The sequence below is a fragment of the Paucilactobacillus vaccinostercus DSM 20634 genome, assembly GCF_001436295.1.
Lineage (GTDB): Bacteria > Bacillota > Bacilli > Lactobacillales > Lactobacillaceae > Paucilactobacillus > Paucilactobacillus vaccinostercus.
Map to the genome: position 1 here is coordinate 15,932 of NZ_AYYY01000005.1, position 17,103 is coordinate 33,034.

Annotated in this window: 16 protein-coding genes; all 16 read left to right on the forward strand. The window is 41.2% G+C overall.

Going from position 1 to position 17,103, the window contains the following annotated elements:
• The first annotated feature begins 81 nt into the window (after nucleotides 1-81).
• Nucleotides 82-846: a tRNA1(Val) (adenine(37)-N6)-methyltransferase gene (locus FC26_RS00795; RefSeq protein ID WP_057777146.1), complete on the forward strand. Its 765-nt coding sequence runs from the start codon at nucleotides 82-84 to the stop codon at nucleotides 844-846.
• Nucleotides 833-1,126: a GIY-YIG nuclease family protein gene (locus FC26_RS00800; RefSeq protein ID WP_057777147.1), complete on the forward strand. Its 294-nt coding sequence runs from the start codon at nucleotides 833-835 to the stop codon at nucleotides 1,124-1,126. The genes FC26_RS00795 and FC26_RS00800 overlap by 14 nt, the downstream gene beginning before the upstream one ends.
• 75 nt (nucleotides 1,127-1,201) lie before the next feature.
• Nucleotides 1,202-2,197, forward strand: a complete 996-nt coding sequence (locus tag FC26_RS00805; protein ID WP_057777148.1) for a D-2-hydroxyacid dehydrogenase — start codon at nucleotides 1,202-1,204, stop codon at nucleotides 2,195-2,197.
• A 156-nt stretch (nucleotides 2,198-2,353) separates the two neighbouring features.
• Complete coding sequence (gene rpsB, locus FC26_RS00810) at nucleotides 2,354-3,139, forward strand: 30S ribosomal protein S2 (protein WP_057777149.1); 786 nt, start codon at nucleotides 2,354-2,356, stop codon at nucleotides 3,137-3,139.
• A gap of 116 nt (nucleotides 3,140-3,255) precedes the next feature.
• Nucleotides 3,256-4,134 (forward strand): translation elongation factor Ts, encoded by an 879-nt coding sequence (gene tsf / locus FC26_RS00815; RefSeq protein ID WP_057777150.1) that lies wholly within the window; start codon nucleotides 3,256-3,258, stop codon nucleotides 4,132-4,134.
• Nucleotides 4,135-4,232: 98 nt separating this feature from the next.
• Nucleotides 4,233-4,970, forward strand: coding sequence for a UMP kinase (gene pyrH / locus FC26_RS00820; protein WP_057777151.1), 738 nt, complete (start codon nucleotides 4,233-4,235; stop codon nucleotides 4,968-4,970).
• Nucleotides 4,957-5,520, forward strand: coding sequence for a ribosome recycling factor (frr, locus tag FC26_RS00825; protein WP_057777152.1), 564 nt, complete (start codon nucleotides 4,957-4,959; stop codon nucleotides 5,518-5,520). The genes pyrH and frr overlap by 14 nt, the downstream gene beginning before the upstream one ends.
• Nucleotides 5,521-5,682: 162 nt before the next feature.
• Nucleotides 5,683-6,462, forward strand: coding sequence for an isoprenyl transferase (locus FC26_RS00830; protein ID WP_268872639.1), 780 nt, complete (start codon nucleotides 5,683-5,685; stop codon nucleotides 6,460-6,462).
• A gap of 33 nt (nucleotides 6,463-6,495) precedes the next feature.
• Nucleotides 6,496-7,281, forward strand: a complete 786-nt coding sequence (locus FC26_RS00835; protein ID WP_057777153.1) for a phosphatidate cytidylyltransferase — start codon at nucleotides 6,496-6,498, stop codon at nucleotides 7,279-7,281.
• 25 nt (nucleotides 7,282-7,306) lie between these two features.
• Nucleotides 7,307-8,581, forward strand: coding sequence for an RIP metalloprotease RseP (gene rseP, locus FC26_RS00840; RefSeq protein WP_057777154.1), 1,275 nt, complete (start codon nucleotides 7,307-7,309; stop codon nucleotides 8,579-8,581).
• A gap of 20 nt (nucleotides 8,582-8,601) precedes the next feature.
• The gene (locus tag FC26_RS00845; RefSeq protein ID WP_057777155.1) at nucleotides 8,602-10,323 is read left to right on the forward strand and encodes a proline--tRNA ligase; all 1,722 of its coding nucleotides are present in this window, start codon (nucleotides 8,602-8,604) and stop codon (nucleotides 10,321-10,323) included.
• Between the two features lie 83 nt (nucleotides 10,324-10,406).
• Nucleotides 10,407-14,714, forward strand: coding sequence for a PolC-type DNA polymerase III (locus tag FC26_RS00850; protein ID WP_057777156.1), 4,308 nt, complete (start codon nucleotides 10,407-10,409; stop codon nucleotides 14,712-14,714).
• A gap of 131 nt (nucleotides 14,715-14,845) precedes the next feature.
• Nucleotides 14,846-15,319: a ribosome maturation factor RimP gene (gene rimP, locus FC26_RS00855; RefSeq protein ID WP_057777157.1), complete on the forward strand. Its 474-nt coding sequence runs from the start codon at nucleotides 14,846-14,848 to the stop codon at nucleotides 15,317-15,319.
• A gap of 18 nt (nucleotides 15,320-15,337) precedes the next feature.
• Nucleotides 15,338-16,474, forward strand: coding sequence for a transcription termination factor NusA (gene nusA / locus FC26_RS00860; protein WP_057777158.1), 1,137 nt, complete (start codon nucleotides 15,338-15,340; stop codon nucleotides 16,472-16,474).
• A gap of 19 nt (nucleotides 16,475-16,493) precedes the next feature.
• A complete protein-coding gene (rnpM, locus tag FC26_RS00865) occupies nucleotides 16,494-16,793 on the forward strand; it encodes an RNase P modulator RnpM (protein WP_057777159.1) in 300 nt (99 codons plus the stop codon).
• Nucleotides 16,783-17,088: a YlxQ-related RNA-binding protein gene (locus FC26_RS00870; RefSeq protein ID WP_057777160.1), complete on the forward strand. Its 306-nt coding sequence runs from the start codon at nucleotides 16,783-16,785 to the stop codon at nucleotides 17,086-17,088. Before rnpM ends, FC26_RS00870 begins: the two co-directional genes overlap by 11 nt.
• Nucleotides 17,089-17,103: the final 15 nt, after the last annotated feature.

Below are 17,103 nucleotides of genomic sequence, written 5' to 3' on the forward strand. Positions count from 1 at the left end.
GTTGTATTTTTGACACATTGCTAAGTATGCAGAAAAAAAGCTTCAGTTGCAAGTTACTTTAACAGAAAAAAGGTGCGAGTTATGGAACTAAACGAACAAAATTATGTACATGATGGTGAGCGAGTTGACCAGCTATACAGCCAAAATATTAAAATTATTCAGAGCCCAGAGGTGTTTTCTTTCTCTTTAGATGCGGTATTGCTTGCTGATTTTGTTCGGCCTGATCAAAAGCTAAAAACACGGGTAGTGGACTTATGTGCTGGTAATGGTGCGGTGGGGTTGTTTTTGAATGAGAAAATTCGTGGGCAAATTACGGAAATCGAATTACAGCCTCGACTCGCTGATATGGCCAAAAGAAGTGTGGCATTGAACCAATTAGTGGATCGCTATCAAGTTTTGAATATGGACATTGCGGATACATTCAGTCAAGTTCCCAAAGATAGTGCAGACATCGTAGTTTGCAATCCGCCCTATTTTACGGATCAACCAGCCAGCAAAAAAAATCCAAATCAGTATTTGGCAATCGCGCGCCATGAATTGACAACTAATTTGGATACGGTCATTGAGATTATGAGTGGACTACTAAAGATGAATGGTCATGGGTACTTGGTTCATCGGCCAGATCGACTGCCAGAAATTTTATCTACGCTAGCAGCTCATCGCTTGGCACCAAAACAAATTCGGTTTGTTTATCCCAAACAGGGTCGCAATGCTAACATGGTTTTGATTGAGGCAATTAAAGATGGACGCAAGGGTGGCACTAAAATTTTACCGCCGCTAATTGTGTCTCAAGATGATGATCAATATGGGCCAGAAGTGAGAGAGATGCTCTATGGCAAACGGTAATCAAGCTTATTATTTTTATGTTTTGTATTGTGCAGACGATACCTTTTATGGCGGCTTTTCTACAGATGTTATGAAGCGATTTGAAACACATCAACAGCGGCGTGGTGCGAAGTATACACGAGTTAAAAAACGTCATCCACTTCATCTAATATATTCGCAACGTTTTGATACAAAATCAGCAGCCCTTAGTGCCGAGTACTATTTTAAACATCAATCACGCAGGGCAAAGGAGCTGTTCTTAGCTCAGCATCAGATTGATTGGCAACAGTATCGAAATTAGTCATGCGTTTTCAATGCTTTCATTTTAGTGATCTGTTACTATCTAGTAGTAATTAAATTGGAGGTGTACCACCAGATGAAAATGATGATGTATGGTGTTCGCGATGATGAACGGCCATTTATTGAGCAGTGGCAAGAACAAAATCATATTGATGTACAACTTACAGATCAGCTATTAACAGAAGAAACCGTTGATCAGGCTCGGGGATATGATGGGATAGTTGCATTTCAACAATTGTCCTATTCGAACCGGATGCTACAGCGAATGACTGAAATTGGAATCTACAATTTATCACTTAGAAACGTTGGTGTTGACAATATTGACCTAAAGCAAGTGGCTAAATTAGGGATTAAACTGACCAATGTACCAGTGTATTCACCCGAAGCAATTGCGGAGTTTACGGTTACCCAGTTGATGCAACTGCTTCGTCGGACAAAGGAATATACACAGAAATTTGAAAAACATGATTTTCGTTGGGCACCACAGATATCGAAAGAACTGAACCAACAAACAGTTGGTGTGATTGGTACGGGGCACATTGGCCAGTGTGCAATTCGAATTTTTCAGGGATTTGGTGCAAAAGTAATTGCCTATGACAAGTTTCATAATCCTGAATTGGAACGGCAAGGGCTCTATGTTGATACACTGGATGAGTTGTACTGCCAAGCAACGGTCATCACACTGCATATTCCGCTATTTCCGTCGACACAGCATATGATTGATGCGACGGCAATTGCGAAAATGAACCCTGGTGTGATTATTCTTAATGCTGCTCGGGGACAGCTGATCGATGAACAAGCGTTAATTGATGGACTTGATCGTGGCATTATTGGTGGTGCTGCTTTGGATGTGATGGAAGATGAAATTAAAGTATTTAATCGTAATTTGGGCGATCAAAAGATTGATTACCCCGAGTTCAATAACCTGTTTAGTCGGGATAATGTTTTGATTTCACCACATACCGCTTTTTATACCGATGTTGCAGTCCGAAACATGGTTGAGGTCAGCTTAAATAATAATCGGCAATTAATTGAGACAGGAACCGCTGATAATCTAATTTCAACGGATTAATTGTGGAAAAAGGCTTGCGTTAAGCGGGCCTTTTTTGTATACTAATTAGCGGTGATTAAAGCCAATTCACACCCGGTGTGATGAGCTGAGTTGTGCTCAATGAGTGCTTAGCTTAATCGAGCGTCGGGGAGGAAAAAACAATTTGGAGGTATATTCATGTCAGTTATTAGCATGAAGCAATTATTAGAAGCTGGTGTTCATTTTGGACACCAAACACGTCGTTGGAACCCAAAGATGAAGCCATTTATCTTTACTGAACGTAATGGTATTTATATCATTGATTTACAAAAAACAGTCAAGATGATCGACTCAGCTTACAACTTTGTTAAGAATGAAGCTGCTGACGAAGGTGTTGTTTTGTTTGTTGGGACTAAGAAACAAGCACAAGACGCCATTGCTGAAGAAGCAACTCGTGCCGGTCAATACTACGTTAACCATCGTTGGTTAGGTGGTACTTTGACTAACTGGGACACAATTCAAACACGGATCAAGCGTTTGAAAGATCTTAAGAAGATGGCAGAAGACGGTAGTTTTGATGTCCTTCCTAAGAAGGAAGTTTCTCTTCTTAACAAGCAACGTGAAAAGCTTGAAAGATTCCTTGGTGGTATCGAAGATATGCCTCGCATCCCAGATGTGATCTTCATCGTTGATCCACATAAGGAACAAATTGCCGTTAAGGAAGCTCAAAAGTTGAACATTCCAATCGTTGCAATGGTTGATACTAACACCGATCCTGATGATATCGATGTAATCATTCCTTCAAACGATGATGCAATTCGTGCCGTACGTTTGATTACTGCAAAGATGGCAGATGCTGTTATCGAAGGTAACCAAGGTGCTGACGACCAGGCTGCTGCTGAAGCTGCTTCTAAGGAAGAAAAGCCTGCAGAAGTAACTGGTGCATCATTGAAAGATCTAAAGAAGACTGTTGAAGGCAAGTAATTTAATTTAATAGTTAAACTTAGGCTGTTTCATTGTGATTAGGACCGTATTGGCCTGAGAACATGAAACGCCTTTTTTTGTAAACCAAACTTTACCCAACTAAGGAGATTATTAAAATGGCAGAAATTAAAGCAGCACAAGTAATGGAATTACGTAAAAAAACTGGTGTCGGTATGATGGACGCAAAGAAGGCGCTTGTCGCAACCGAAGGCGACATGGAAAAAGCCGTTGACTTTTTGCGTGAAAAGGGTATGGCCAAAGCTGCTAAGAAGAGTGGTCGCGTGGCTGCAGAAGGCTTAACTGACATCAAAGTTAACGGTAATACTGCTGCAATCGTGGAAGTTAACTCAGAAACTGACTTCGTATCCGGTGGTGACCAATTTAAGGACTTAATCGAAAAGGTTTCAGCTAAAATTGCTGCGGAAGCACCTGCTGACGTTGAAGCTGCATTGGCTTTGCCTTCAGAAAATGGCACCTTAAATGATGATTTGATTCAAACAACACAGGTAACTGGTGAAAAAGTTAGCTTGCGTCGCTTTGAAGTATTGAAGAAGAGCGATAGCGAAAACTTCGGTGCCTACTTGCATATGGGTGGTCGAATTGGTGCGTTAGTTGTTATTGAAGGCGCTGATGAAGCAACTGCTAAAGACGTTGCAATGCATGTTGCCGCTGTTAATCCAGAATTTGTTTCTCGTGAAGATATCCCACAAGATCGTCTTGATCATGAACGTGAAGTGTTGACTGTTGAAGCACAAAATGAAGGCAAGCCAGCACAAATCATCGAAAAGATGGTTACTGGTCGTTTGAACAAGTTCCTTGCTGAGATTAGCTTGGCAGACCAAGAATTTGTTAAGGATCCAGATGTAACAGTGGCAAAATATGTTGAATCAAAGGGTGGCAAGTTGAAGTCATTCGTTCGTTACGAAGTTGGCGAAGGAATCGAAAAGAAAGCTGATAACTTTGTTGAAGAAGTTATGGGTCAGATCAAAGACTAATCTTGCCTGAAGACGTACAGTCTGTACGTCTTTTTTTCTGAAGCGTGTTGGCGAAATATAATGGATCATCAAGGTAATCCTGTAGGAGGAACTGCATAATGAGTGACATGAAGTACAAAAGAGTAATCCTAAAGTTGAGTGGTGAAGCACTTGCCGGAGACAAAGGCTTTGGAATCAATCCACCAGTGATTAAGACTGTTGCAGAAGAATTAAAACAAGTTCATGATATGGGTGTTCAGGTTGCTATCGTCGTCGGTGGTGGTAACATGTGGCGTGGTGAAGCTGGTGCACAAATGGGGATGGAACGCGCCCAGGCAGATTATGTCGGTATGCTGGCAACAATTATGAACGCCCTTGCCCTGCAAGACAGTCTTGAATCAATTGGTGTTCCAACTCGTGTTCAAACTTCAATTGAGATGCGTCAAATTGCAGAACCATATATCCGCCGGAAAGCTGTTCGTCATTTGGAGAAAAATCGGATTGTGATTTTTGCAGGTGGAACTGGAAGTCCATACTTTTCAACTGATACAACCGCTGCATTACGCGCGGCTGAAATTAATGCAGATGCAATCTTAATGGCTAAAAATGGTGTTGACGGTGTTTACTCAGCAGATCCGAATAAGGACCAAAATGCAGTTAAGTTTGAAAGTTTGTCACATTTTGATATCATTGAGAAGAACTTACACGTCATGGATTCGACTGCCAGTTCATTATCAATGGATAATGATATTCCGCTGGTTGTGTTTAACCTAAACGAATCTGGTAACATTATGCGTGTAGTCCGTGGTGAAAAAATCGGGACAACCGTTGGAGGAGATCAAGATGACAACAAGTAAGGAAATTTTGTCGGAAGCAAAAGATAAAATGAAAAAGTCTGGCGAAGCATTACAACGCGATTTAGGGAACATTCGTGCTGGACGTGCCAATGCTAGTATTTTAAGCCGTGTTACTGTTGACTATTATGGAGCACAGACACCGGTCAACCAAGTTGCATCAATTGCAATTCCAGAACCACGGATGCTTTTGATTACACCGTTTGATAAAACGCAGCTGGAAGCCATCGAACAAGCAATTTTCGCTTCAGACTTGGGATTGACGCCTGCTAACGACGGTAATGCAATCCGGTTAGTTATTCCGCAATTGACTGAAGAGCGTCGTAAAGAATTAGTCAAGGACGTTAAAGCTGAGACTGAAAAAGCAAAAGTTGCGGTTCGAAATGTTCGTCGTGAGGCAATGGATGCTCTGAAGAAGGGCAATAAAGCTGGGGACTTCAATGATGATGAATTTCATGATCTTGAGGACCAAGTTCAAAAGTTGACTAACAATGCGATCAAGGATCTTGAACAAATTGAAGCCGATAAGGGCCAGGAATTAATGCAGGGTTAAGTTAAATCATTCCCTGACCAAGTCCCTCTAATTGTTGATTTATCATACAATTAGAGGGATTTTTGGTTAAATAATTGTTACGCCTGTTATCAGACCTAGTTTATGGCGTGTTTTTTTGATAGAATATGGTGTATTCGATATAGCAGAATAGGAGAGACAGCAGTGTTTTCAAAGTTTAAAAAAACACAATCAAATTCAGAACAGGCGCCGGATATTGAGTTAGATATGCATCGTATTCCCGCTCATATTGCCATTATTATGGATGGCAATGGTCGCTGGGCCCAAAAACGCCATTTACCACGGATTGCTGGGCATAAAGAAGGTATGCAGACGGTCAAGAAAGTGACGATTGCTGCAAGTAAGCTCGGTGTAAAGGTACTCTCTTTGTATGCCTTTTCAACTGAAAACTGGAAGCGACCAGATGACGAAGTGAACTACCTGATGCAATTACCAATTCGCTTTTTTAATACCTTTGTTCCTGATCTAATCAAGCATAATGTTCGGGTATCGGTAATGGGAGATATTAATCAACTGCCGAGTGGGACACAAAAAGCAGTTTACGATGCGATTGATCAAACCAAAGAATGCAACGGGATGGTGCTCAATTTTGCGCTGAATTATGGCGGTCGTGATGAAATTGTAAGTGCAACTCAGAAAATTGCACAAATGGCGATGGATGGTCAAATAAAGATAGACCAAATTGATGAGTCAGTTTTATCTGATCAGATGATGACAAGCCAATTGGGAGACTATGAAGATCCTGATCTAATGATTCGAACGAGTGGTGAGGAACGGATTAGTAATTTTATGTTGTGGCAGTTGGCGTACAGTGAGTTTGTCTTTGTCGATACACATTGGCCAGACTTTAACGAAGAAACGCTTAAACAAACAATTATTGAGTATCAGGGACGGCACCGTCGTTTTGGCGGCTTGACGAAATAATGCTCAAATTTGAATAATGAATGGAGTAAATAGATGAAACAACGTGTTATAACGGCAGTGATTGCGCTGATAATTTTTATCCCGTTAATCGTATATGGACGAGTACCACTGTCCTTAGCTGCTTTGGTATTGGGAATTATCGCATTAGATGAAGTTTTAATCATGAAAAAGATGCTTCTCGTGTCATTTGAAGCTATTTTTAGTAATATTGGCGTCATTTTGCTAATTGTTCCAGATAATTGGTTAACTTGGTTGCCAAGTCAATTGAACCGTTTCTTTTTATTTTATGTCGTTGTGATGCTAATTTTGTTGCACACGGTGGTTAAGAAAAAACGATTTACATTTGATGATGCTGGTGTCTTGACGTTGGCAATGCTATATATTGGTACTGGTTTCCACTATTTCATTAGTGCCCGAGCAGATGGGCTTACGACATTGCTGTTTGCAATGTTAATCGTATGGCTGACTGATAGTGGCGCATATATGATTGGTAAACAAATTGGTAAACATAAATTGGCACCGCGAATTAGTCCCAATAAGACATGGGAAGGGTCGATTGGCGGAACCGTTGCTGCAACAATTATTCTGGCGGTTTATTTATGGTTCTTTCCCGTTGGTTACAGTTGGGTGGTCATGGTTGGCCTGACATTAATTTTGTCGATTATTGGTCAGTTTGGTGATTTGATTGAGTCTGCACTAAAACGGTTCTATGGCGTTAAAGATTCTGGTAAAATTTTGCCAGGACATGGTGGCATTTTGGATCGATTTGATAGCATGTTGTTGGTAATGCCGTGTTTGTACCTGCTAGGAATTATTTAGTCAAAACAGGTAAGAAGGAGTTCCTTTGATAGTTACGATAATTACATTCATCATTGTTTTTGGAATTCTCGTTTTAGTTCATGAATTTGGGCACTATTACTTTGCCAAGAAAGCGGGAATCTTGGTACGAGAATTTTCAATTGGTATGGGACCCAAAGTTTGGTGGTATAAAAAGAATGGGACAACATATACAATCCGGATATTGCCTTTAGGTGGCTATGTTCGCATGGCTGGATCACAGGATGATGATGAAGATACACTTAAGCCTGGGACACCTGTTAGCCTGCAAATGGGTGATGATGACGTTGTGACCATGATTAATGCTAGCCAGAAAACAACGCTATTTAGTGGTATTCCAATGCAGGTTGTCGATTCTGATTTAGTTGATGAGTTGTATATAGAAGGCTATGTTAATGGCGATGAAAGTGAACTGAAGCATTTCCATGTCGACCATGATGCAACGATTGTTGAACAGGATGGTACCGAGGTACGTATTGCACCCCGGGACGTACAGTTCCAGTCTGCCGGATTATTGCAACGAATGATGACTAATTTTGCCGGACCGATGAATAATTTTATCTTAGCCATTGTGGTGTTTATCGGATTGGGATTTATGTTGCCGGGAATCCCGACGAATAGCAATGTGTTGGGACAAGTTAATCAGTCATCGGTTGCCGCCAAAGCCGGATTAAAGTCTGGTGATAAGGTAGTTTCGGTCAATCAACATCAAACCTCAAATTGGAATGACTTAGCGACTCAAATTTCGGGACATCCCGGACAAAAATTGAAGTTAGCTGTGCACAGAGGATCTAAAAAGCTGACAATGACGGTGACGCCAAAGACAGTTAAGCAGGGTAAAACAACCGTGGGTCAAATTGGTGTGACGGAGCAATTAAATACCAGCTTTACAGCGCGAATTTCGTATGGTTGGACGCAGTTTGCGACGATTGTAAGCTTGATCTTTGGTGTTTTGGGTCATATGATTACACACGGATTTAATTTAAATGACTTTGGTGGTCCGGTCGCAATTTATGCCGGAACCTCGCAAGCAACTACTCTTGGAGTGACAGGGGTGCTTAACTTTTTGGCAGTTCTTTCAATTAATTTGGGGATTGTCAATTTACTACCGATTCCTGCACTTGATGGTGGCAAATTACTATTAAATATATTAGAAGCAATTAGAAGAAAGCCAATTCCAGAGAAAGCAGAAGGAATTGTTACCTTAATTGGGTTTGGTTTGTTGATGTTATTAATGATTTTGGTAACTTGGAATGATATTCAACGATATTTCTTTAGATAATTAGGGAGGATGTTATATTAATGCGACAGTCAAAAATTCTTATTCCAACGGTTAAAGAAGTTCCAAGTGATGCGGAGGCATTGAGTCATAAAATGATGCTTCGTGCCGGCTATATTTATCAAGTTGCAGCTGGGGCCCATGCCTATTTACCACTGGCTTACCGGGTAGTTACAAAGGTCGAGAAAATTGTTCGAGAAGAGCTAGAAAAGATTGATGCGGCCGAAATGGTCGTACCTGCAATTTTACCTGCTGAGTTGTGGAAACAAACAGGTCGGTACGAAACCTATGGTGATAATTTATTTAAGTTTAGCGATCGCCATGATCGTGAATTTGTGTTGGGTCCTACGCATGAAGAAACTTTTACTGAAATTATCCGGGACAGCATTAAGTCATACAAAAAACTACCGTTGACGTTGTATCAAATTCAAAATAAATATCGGGATGAAGATCGGCCACGGTATGGTATTTTGCGGGGACGCGAATTCAGTATGATGGATGCCTATTCATTTAGTGTCAACCAAGAAGGGCTAGATGAAGCATACAACAACATGGCCGTCGCCTATAACCGAATCTTTAATCGAATTGGGTTGAAGTACCGGACAATTATTGCTGATTCAGGTGCAATTGGTGGTAGTGGCTCACAAGAATTTTCCGCTATTGCAGCAGTTGGAGAGGATACAATTGCATATTCTGATGAAAGTGATTATGCAGCTAATTTGGAAATGGCAACGAGTCAATTTGTCAGTCATAAATCACACGCAGCACCACTTGAGTTAGAAAAAATTGAAACGCCAGGAGTTAAAACGGTTGAAGAACTTGCCAAATTTTTAAAGATTGAAACGAGTGGTGTCGTTAAGACTCTGTTCTATATGGCGGACGAAAAACCAGTGATGGTCCTTGTTCGTGGTGATCATGAGGTTAATGAGGTGAAAGTAACCAACTATTTGGATGCTGATGATCTTGAAATGGCAACGCCTGAACAGACTGCCGAAATTTTGCATGCTTCATTCGGATCATTAGGACCCGTTGGTGTTGGTGAAGACGTGACTATTTTAGCGGACCAATACGTTGAAGATATGGTTAACGTACCGGTCGGTGCTGATGAGGATGGGTTCCACTACATTAACGCAAATATCGGTCGCGATTTTCGTGTTGACCAGTTTGGTGATTTTCGACTTGTTCAAGAAGGCGAAATGGCACCAGATGGTAAGGGAACACTTAAATTCACTCGTGGAATCGAAATTGGTCACATTTTTAAGTTGGGAACTCGCTATTCAGAATCACTAAATGCACAAGTGCTAGATGAAAACGGCCGACGTGTTGACGTGATTATGGGATGTTATGGGATTGGCATGACCCGACTACTTTCTGCAGTGGCGGAACAATACGCTGATGAAAATGGGCTTGTATGGCCTAACGCAATTGCACCTTATAACGTTCATATTGTGCCAATCAACTTTAAGGATGATGCGCAAAACAAGTTGGCACTTTCCGTAGAGTCAAACTTGCAAGAGGCTGGGTTAGAAACCTTATTGGATGATCGTAAGGAACGTGCTGGTGTGAAGTTTGCCGATTCTGATCTAATTGGAATTCCAATTCGTGTTACGATTGGTAAAAAAGCAGCTGAGGGCATTGTAGAAGTTAAAATTCGTAAGACTGGCGAAACAATTGAAGTGCGTGAAGATGAACTCGTCAATACGATTCAAATTCTCTTAAAGTCTGACGACCAAAAAAATGGTTAATAAAAAGACGATGTAGTGATGGTTGGAGAAGCTTTACTGGCTCTAATTGAACGACATCGTTTTTTTCTTAGGAGGTCAAATAGTTGAGTTTAGGACAACATGAGTTATTTCAAAAATTATTACAACAAATTCATTTTGAGGATCTCCAAAATGAGGCGTTTGCCGGGGCATCAATTCAGCAAGTGGTTGTTCATCGGCAGTCAAAAACGTGGGAATTTCATTTTCACTTTCAAAATGTTTTGCCATTTGATTTGTTTTCGCAATTTACGACACAATTAAAGCTTGGTTTTGCGGATATTGCAACGGTTAACTGGCAAATTAGTACTGAGATGGAACGACTTGATCAGCGCTTGATTGCCGATTATTGGCGATACGTGATTTCAAATAGTGGTTTATCATCACCGATGTTGCAGGAACTATGTAGTCGTGGTGTGCCAAATGTGACAGATGATCGAGTGATGTTCGTGGCTGAAAACGAAATTGTCAGAAATTATCTGGTTAATCAAGCGTTAGGTCCTATCGAGACTGGATACAGGAATTTAGGATTCCCCAAATTTTCGATTCACACGATGGTGGATGAAAGTGCTTCAGAGGCTCAAATCCAAGCATTGAAGGCACAACAAGTTAAAAAAGATGCCGAACTGGCTGCTAAAGCTGCCGCTCAAATCAAGGCATCTGGGGCGCGCCAACAAAACCACACGGTTGAGGTTACGGGTCCTGTGAAACTTGGAAAAACAATCAGCGACAATGGTGAAACTCGTCGACTCGAAGATATTACTGAGGAAGAACGATCGGTAATTGTTGAAGGCTATATTTTTAGTAAGGAAGTGCGAACCCTCCGATCACAGCGTAAACTGTTGATCTTAGAGATAACGGACTATTCATCATCCATCACGATTAAAAAGTTTTCACGTAATGAAGAAGATGAGGCGCAATTTGACGCAATTAATGAAGGTGACTGGATAAAGGTTCGGGGACCAGTTCAAGAAGATACTTTTATGCGTGATCTAACAATTAATGCCTATGATATTAATGCTGTCAACCATCCAAGTCGTCAAGATACTGCGGAGGGAGAAAAACGGGTAGAATTACACTTGCATTCTTCAATGAGTACGATGGATGCTACTAATTCAATCGGTGATTTTGCTAAACAGGCGGCTAAGTGGGGGCATAAAGCAATTGCCATTACGGATCACTCTGGGGTACAGGGATTTCCAGATGCATTCCATGCAGCGGAAAAAAATGGTATTAAGATGATTTACGGTCTTGAAGCCAATGTTGTTGATGATGGGGTTCCGATTGGCTATAACTCGGCGCATGTTCCTTTGGAAGGAACGACGTACGTTATATTTGATGTTGAAACGACGGGTCTATCTGCGATCTATGATAAAGTGATTGAATTGTCGGCTGTTAAAATGAAAAATGGCGGGGTTCTTGAAGAGTTTGAGGAATTCATCGATCCTGGTTTTCATTTGTCAGAAACAACCACCAATTTAACCAGTATTACGGACGATATGGTGCGCGGTTCAAAATCGGAAGAAGAAGTTTTTAAACTATTCCGTGAGTTCTGTGGTGACTGTATTGTCGCCGGACACAATGTGACGTTTGATGTTGGGTTCATGAATACCGGTTACGCGCGTCATGGAATGCAACCAATTGCGAATCCAATAATTGATACGTTGACATTGGCACGTTTTCTATATCCAGAATTAAAGAGCTACCGATTGAATACCTTAGCTAAGAAATTTGGCGTTGCACTGGAACACCATCACCGTGCAATCTTTGATGCAGAATCTACTGGTCATTTATTACATCTGTTTTTGAAGGATGCCGAAGAACGTTACCAAATTCAATTTCATGATCAGTTAAATGAACATATGAGTGATAATGGTGCATACCGTCATGCGCGACCGTTCCATGTGACCATCTTAGTCAAAAATCAGGTTGGATTGAAAAATCTCTTTAAATTAGTATCGCTTTCGAATGTTGAATACTACTACCGAGTACCACGAATTCCACGTAGTCAGTTAAAAAAGTACCGTGAAGGATTATTACTGGGAACGGCTTGTTCTTCGGGCGAGGTATTTACTTCGATGATGCAAAAGGGGCGTGATGAAGCGCTGGAAAAAGCTAAATTTTACGATTTCATTGAGCTTCAGCCCAAGGCAGTATATGCACCGTTGATCGAAGACGAATTAATTAAAGACGATGCAAACCTAGAAGAAATTTTGATGAACATGACCGAAATTGGTGATGAGTTAGGCAAGCCAGTTGTTGCTACGGGGGATGTTCATTATCTTAATAAAGAGGACAGTATTTACCGAAAAATTTTGATTCATTCCCAGGCGGGTAATCCGTTAAATCGGCAGATGTTACCAGATGTCCATTTCCGAACCACTAATGAAATGTTAGATGCATTTGCATTTATGGGGGATGATAAGGCCCATGAAATTGTAGTCGAAAATTCGAATAAAATTGCAGATATGATTGCTGATGTTCATCCACTGAAAGATAAGCTGTATACGCCTAAGATGGTGGGGGCTGAGGATGAAATTCAGGAACGTACAATTAGCAAGGCGAAAGAATGGTATGGTGATCCACTGCCGGAACTGGTTCAAAAGCGAGTTGATCGGGAGCTCAAGAGTATTGTTGGTAATGGATTTTCGGTCATCTATTTAATTGCGCAACGATTGGTTGCAAAATCAAATAAGGATGGCTACTTGGTTGGTTCACGGGGATCTGTTGGGTCAAGTATTGTGGCGACGCTGACGGGAATTACGGAAGTGAACCCGTTGCCACCACACTATCGGTGCCCAAAGTGTAAATATACACACTTCTATACGAAGGGTGAATATAGTTCAGGATATGATTTACCGGACAAGGAGTGTCCTGAATGCGGGACTTTAATGGTTAAAGATGGTCACGATATTCCGTTTGAAACTTTCCTTGGGTTTACGGGAAATAAAGTACCAGATATTGATTTAAACTTTTCTGGTGATTATCAACCGATTGCGCATAACTATACTAAGGTATTGTTTGGTGAGAAGAATGTGTATCGTGCCGGAACCATTGGAACAGTTGCCGATAAAACCGCCTATGGGTACGTGAAAGCATACGAACGTGACACCAACCAACAACTTCGTAATGCAGAAATTGATCGCCTCGCCAAGGGCGCAACAGGTGTCAAACGGACAACTGGACAACATCCGGCCGGAATCATTGTTGTGCCGGATTATATGGACATTTATGATTTTACGCCGGTTCAATATCCTGCTGACGATCAAACTGCGGCTTGGCAGACGACCCATTTTGATTTCCATTCTATTCATGACAATATTTTGAAGATTGATATTCTGGGACACGATGATCCAACGATGATCCGAATGTTGCAAGATCTTTCTGGAGTGGATCCTCAGACAATTCCAACTGACGATCCGGGAGTGATGAGCCTGTTTTCGAGTCCAGAGATCTTGGGTGTCGACGAAGATCAAATCTTTTCTAAGACTGGAACACTTGGCGTACCTGAATTTGGGACGCGGTTTGTACGGGGGATGCTTGAAGAAACTCATCCAAGCAATTATTCAGAACTATTACAAATCTCAGGTCTTTCCCATGGTACGGATGTGTGGTTGGGAAATGCAGAAGAATTAATTAAGAATGGTACAGCCACAATTGCGAATGTGATTGGTTGTCGGGATAACATTATGACCGATTTGATTCACTATGGAATGGATTCTGAAATTGCATTTCAGATTATGGAACATGTTCGTAAGGGACGTGGGATTCCAGACGATTGGCAAGCTAAAATGAAAGAATCGAATGTGCCGGATTGGTATATCGACTCCTGTTTGAAAATTAAGTATATGTTTCCCCGTGCGCACGCGGCGGCGTATATTTTAATGGCACTGCGAATTGCGTACTTTAAGGTCTATTTCCCACTTGTTTACTATTGTTCATATTTCTCGGTGCGTGCCGATGATTTCGATATCGTGGCGATGGCGCACGGCAAGGATGCTGTCAAAGCCGCTATGAAGGAAATCAACGATAAGGGCAACGATGCTTCTGCAAAGGAAAAGGGACTGCTAACGATTCTTGAACTAGCTAATGAGATGCTAGAACGGGGATATGAATTTGAAATGGTTGATCTTGATCGTTCAGATGCTTCCAACTGGTTGATCGACGGTAACCGTCTAATTGCCCCATTTAGAGCTGTTCCTGGTCTGGGACTTAACGTTGCAAAACAGATTGTTGCAGCACGTGAAGAACGTGAATTCCTTTCAAAGGAAGATTTGGCTAACCGAGGAAAAGTTTCGAAGACGTTGATCGAATTTATGACAAATAATCATGTCTTAGATGATTTGCCAGATGAAAACCAGCTTTCGTTGTTTTAATCGATGGGCTTTCGCGGGTTTTATTTGATTAAATGATTGATTTGTGATAGATTAGTAGAGTAATTAAAACTCGTAAATGAGTGAGCAGCGATGCTCGCTCTTTTTAGTGCAAAAATATTGGAGGTGTTTTTGTGAGTAGTGTTATCGAAACTGTTACTCAGTTGGTAACTCCAATTTTAGAGGAACGTCATTTCGAATTATACGATCTTGAATTTGTTAAGGAAGGCAAAAGCTGGTACTTACGAGTTTACATTGATAAAGAAGACGGTATTAACATTGAAGAATGTGCACAAGTTAGTGATTTATTAAGTGAAAAATTAGATGAATTGGATCCCGATCCAATTCCACAAGCCTATTTCTTAGAAGTTTCATCACCTGGTGCTGAACGGCCTTTAAAAAAGCCTGACGACTATGATCGTGCGGTTGGTAAGTATATTCATGTTTCACTGTATCAGCCCATTGATGGTGCCAAGATTTTCGAAGGAACCTTAGAAAACGTTACTGAAGACGAATTAACATTAGATTATCTCGTTAAAACACGGCATAAGCAAATTGTCATTCCACGCCAAAAAGTTGCTAAGGCTCGATTAGCGATTAAGTTTTAGAGTAGAAGGAGTGTAATCATGAATAAAGAGTTGATTGGTGCCCTAGACGCCTTAGAAAAAGAAAAGGGAATCAAAAAGGAAATCGTTATCGATGCCCTTGAAGCTGCATTAGTTTCTGCATACAAGCGTAACTACGGTCAGGCTCAAAACGTTGAGGTTGATTTTGATGCTCGTAAAGGTAATATCAAGGTTTACGCTGTCAAAACGGTTGTCGAAGAAGTTGCGGATGATCGATTGGAAGTAAGCTTAGAAGAAGCTGTTCAAATTAACCGGGGATATGAATTAGGCGATGAAATTCGTTTTGAAGTTACCCCACAAAACTTTGGTCGAATTGCTGCACAGACCGCTAAGCAAGTGATCATGCAACGTGTCCGTGAAGCGGAGCGGAGTGTCATTTATGAAAAGTACAGTCAGTACGAAAATGAAATCGTAACTGGTGAAGTTGAACGCCAGGATAGCCGCTTCATTTATGTAAATATTGGTAGCGTCGAGGCTGTGATGAGCAAGCAAGATCAAATGCCAAATGAGAATTACAAGATGCATGATCGAATTCAAGTATTTGTCAGTCGGGTTGAAAATAGCACTAAGGGACCTCAAGTATTCGTCAGTCGGACAGCTCCGGAACTTTTGAAGCGATTATTTGAAAAGGAAGTTCCTGAGATTTATGATGGAGTCGTGGAAATCGTTTCGATCGCTCGTGAAGCTGGAGACCGTGCTAAAATTGCGGTCCGCTCGAATGATGCCAATATTGATCCAGTTGGTACTTGCGTTGGTCCCCGGGGCCAACGAGTGCAAGAAATTGTTAACGAACTGGGTGGCGAGAATATGGACATTGTCGAATGGGTCGATGATCCCGCACAATATATTGCCAATGCACTCAACCCAGCTGAGGTTTTAGATGTAATTTTTGACGAAGAAAACGAACGAGCATGTACCGTCATTGTTCCTGATTATCAATTGTCATTAGCAATTGGGAAAAAGGGTCAAAATGCACGATTGGCGGCTCGCCTGACGAACTTCAAAATTGATATCAAGCCTGAATCTGAGGCGGAGTCGATTGCTGAAGGAACACAAACTGATCATGCAGATGAAGACGAAGTTAGTGATGATCAAACAGTTGACGATACGTCAACAAGCATTGAAGAAGACGAATAACCAAGCGGGGTGAAGAGCGATGAAGCAACGTAAGGTACCAATGCGCAAGGACATTGTGACTGATGAAATGATGCCTAAAAAGGAACTTATTCGAATTGTCAAAAACAAGGAGAATGAGGTTTCATTGGATCCAACTGGTAAAAAGCCAGGCCGAGGAGCGTATGTTTCAATTAATGTTGATGTTGCCAAAAAGGCGCAGAAGTTGCGGACTTTTGACAAGGCGTTTGGCATAAAGATTGAAGATTCATTTTATGATGAATTAATCAACTATGTCGATCATCAACAGGCCAGAAGAGAATTATTTGGCAATGACAAATAGACAGTCAATTTTAAATTTACTTGGAATTGCGCGACGAGCTGGAGAACTAATTTCTGGTGAAGATACTGTATTAAAAGCGATTAGGTCTCAGAAGGTGCAATTGGTTTTGATTGCCAGTGATGCTGGTAAGACAACAAGTAAAAAATTTCAGGATAAATGTCACTATTATCAAGTGCCATTTGATATCACATTTGAAAAGCAACAGCTGAATACTGCCACAGGTCAAGCTCGGACCGTCTATGGAATTACTCAATCTGGGTTCGCCCATAAAATTGAGGAGCTGCTGCATATGTAAATAAAGGAGCGTGAG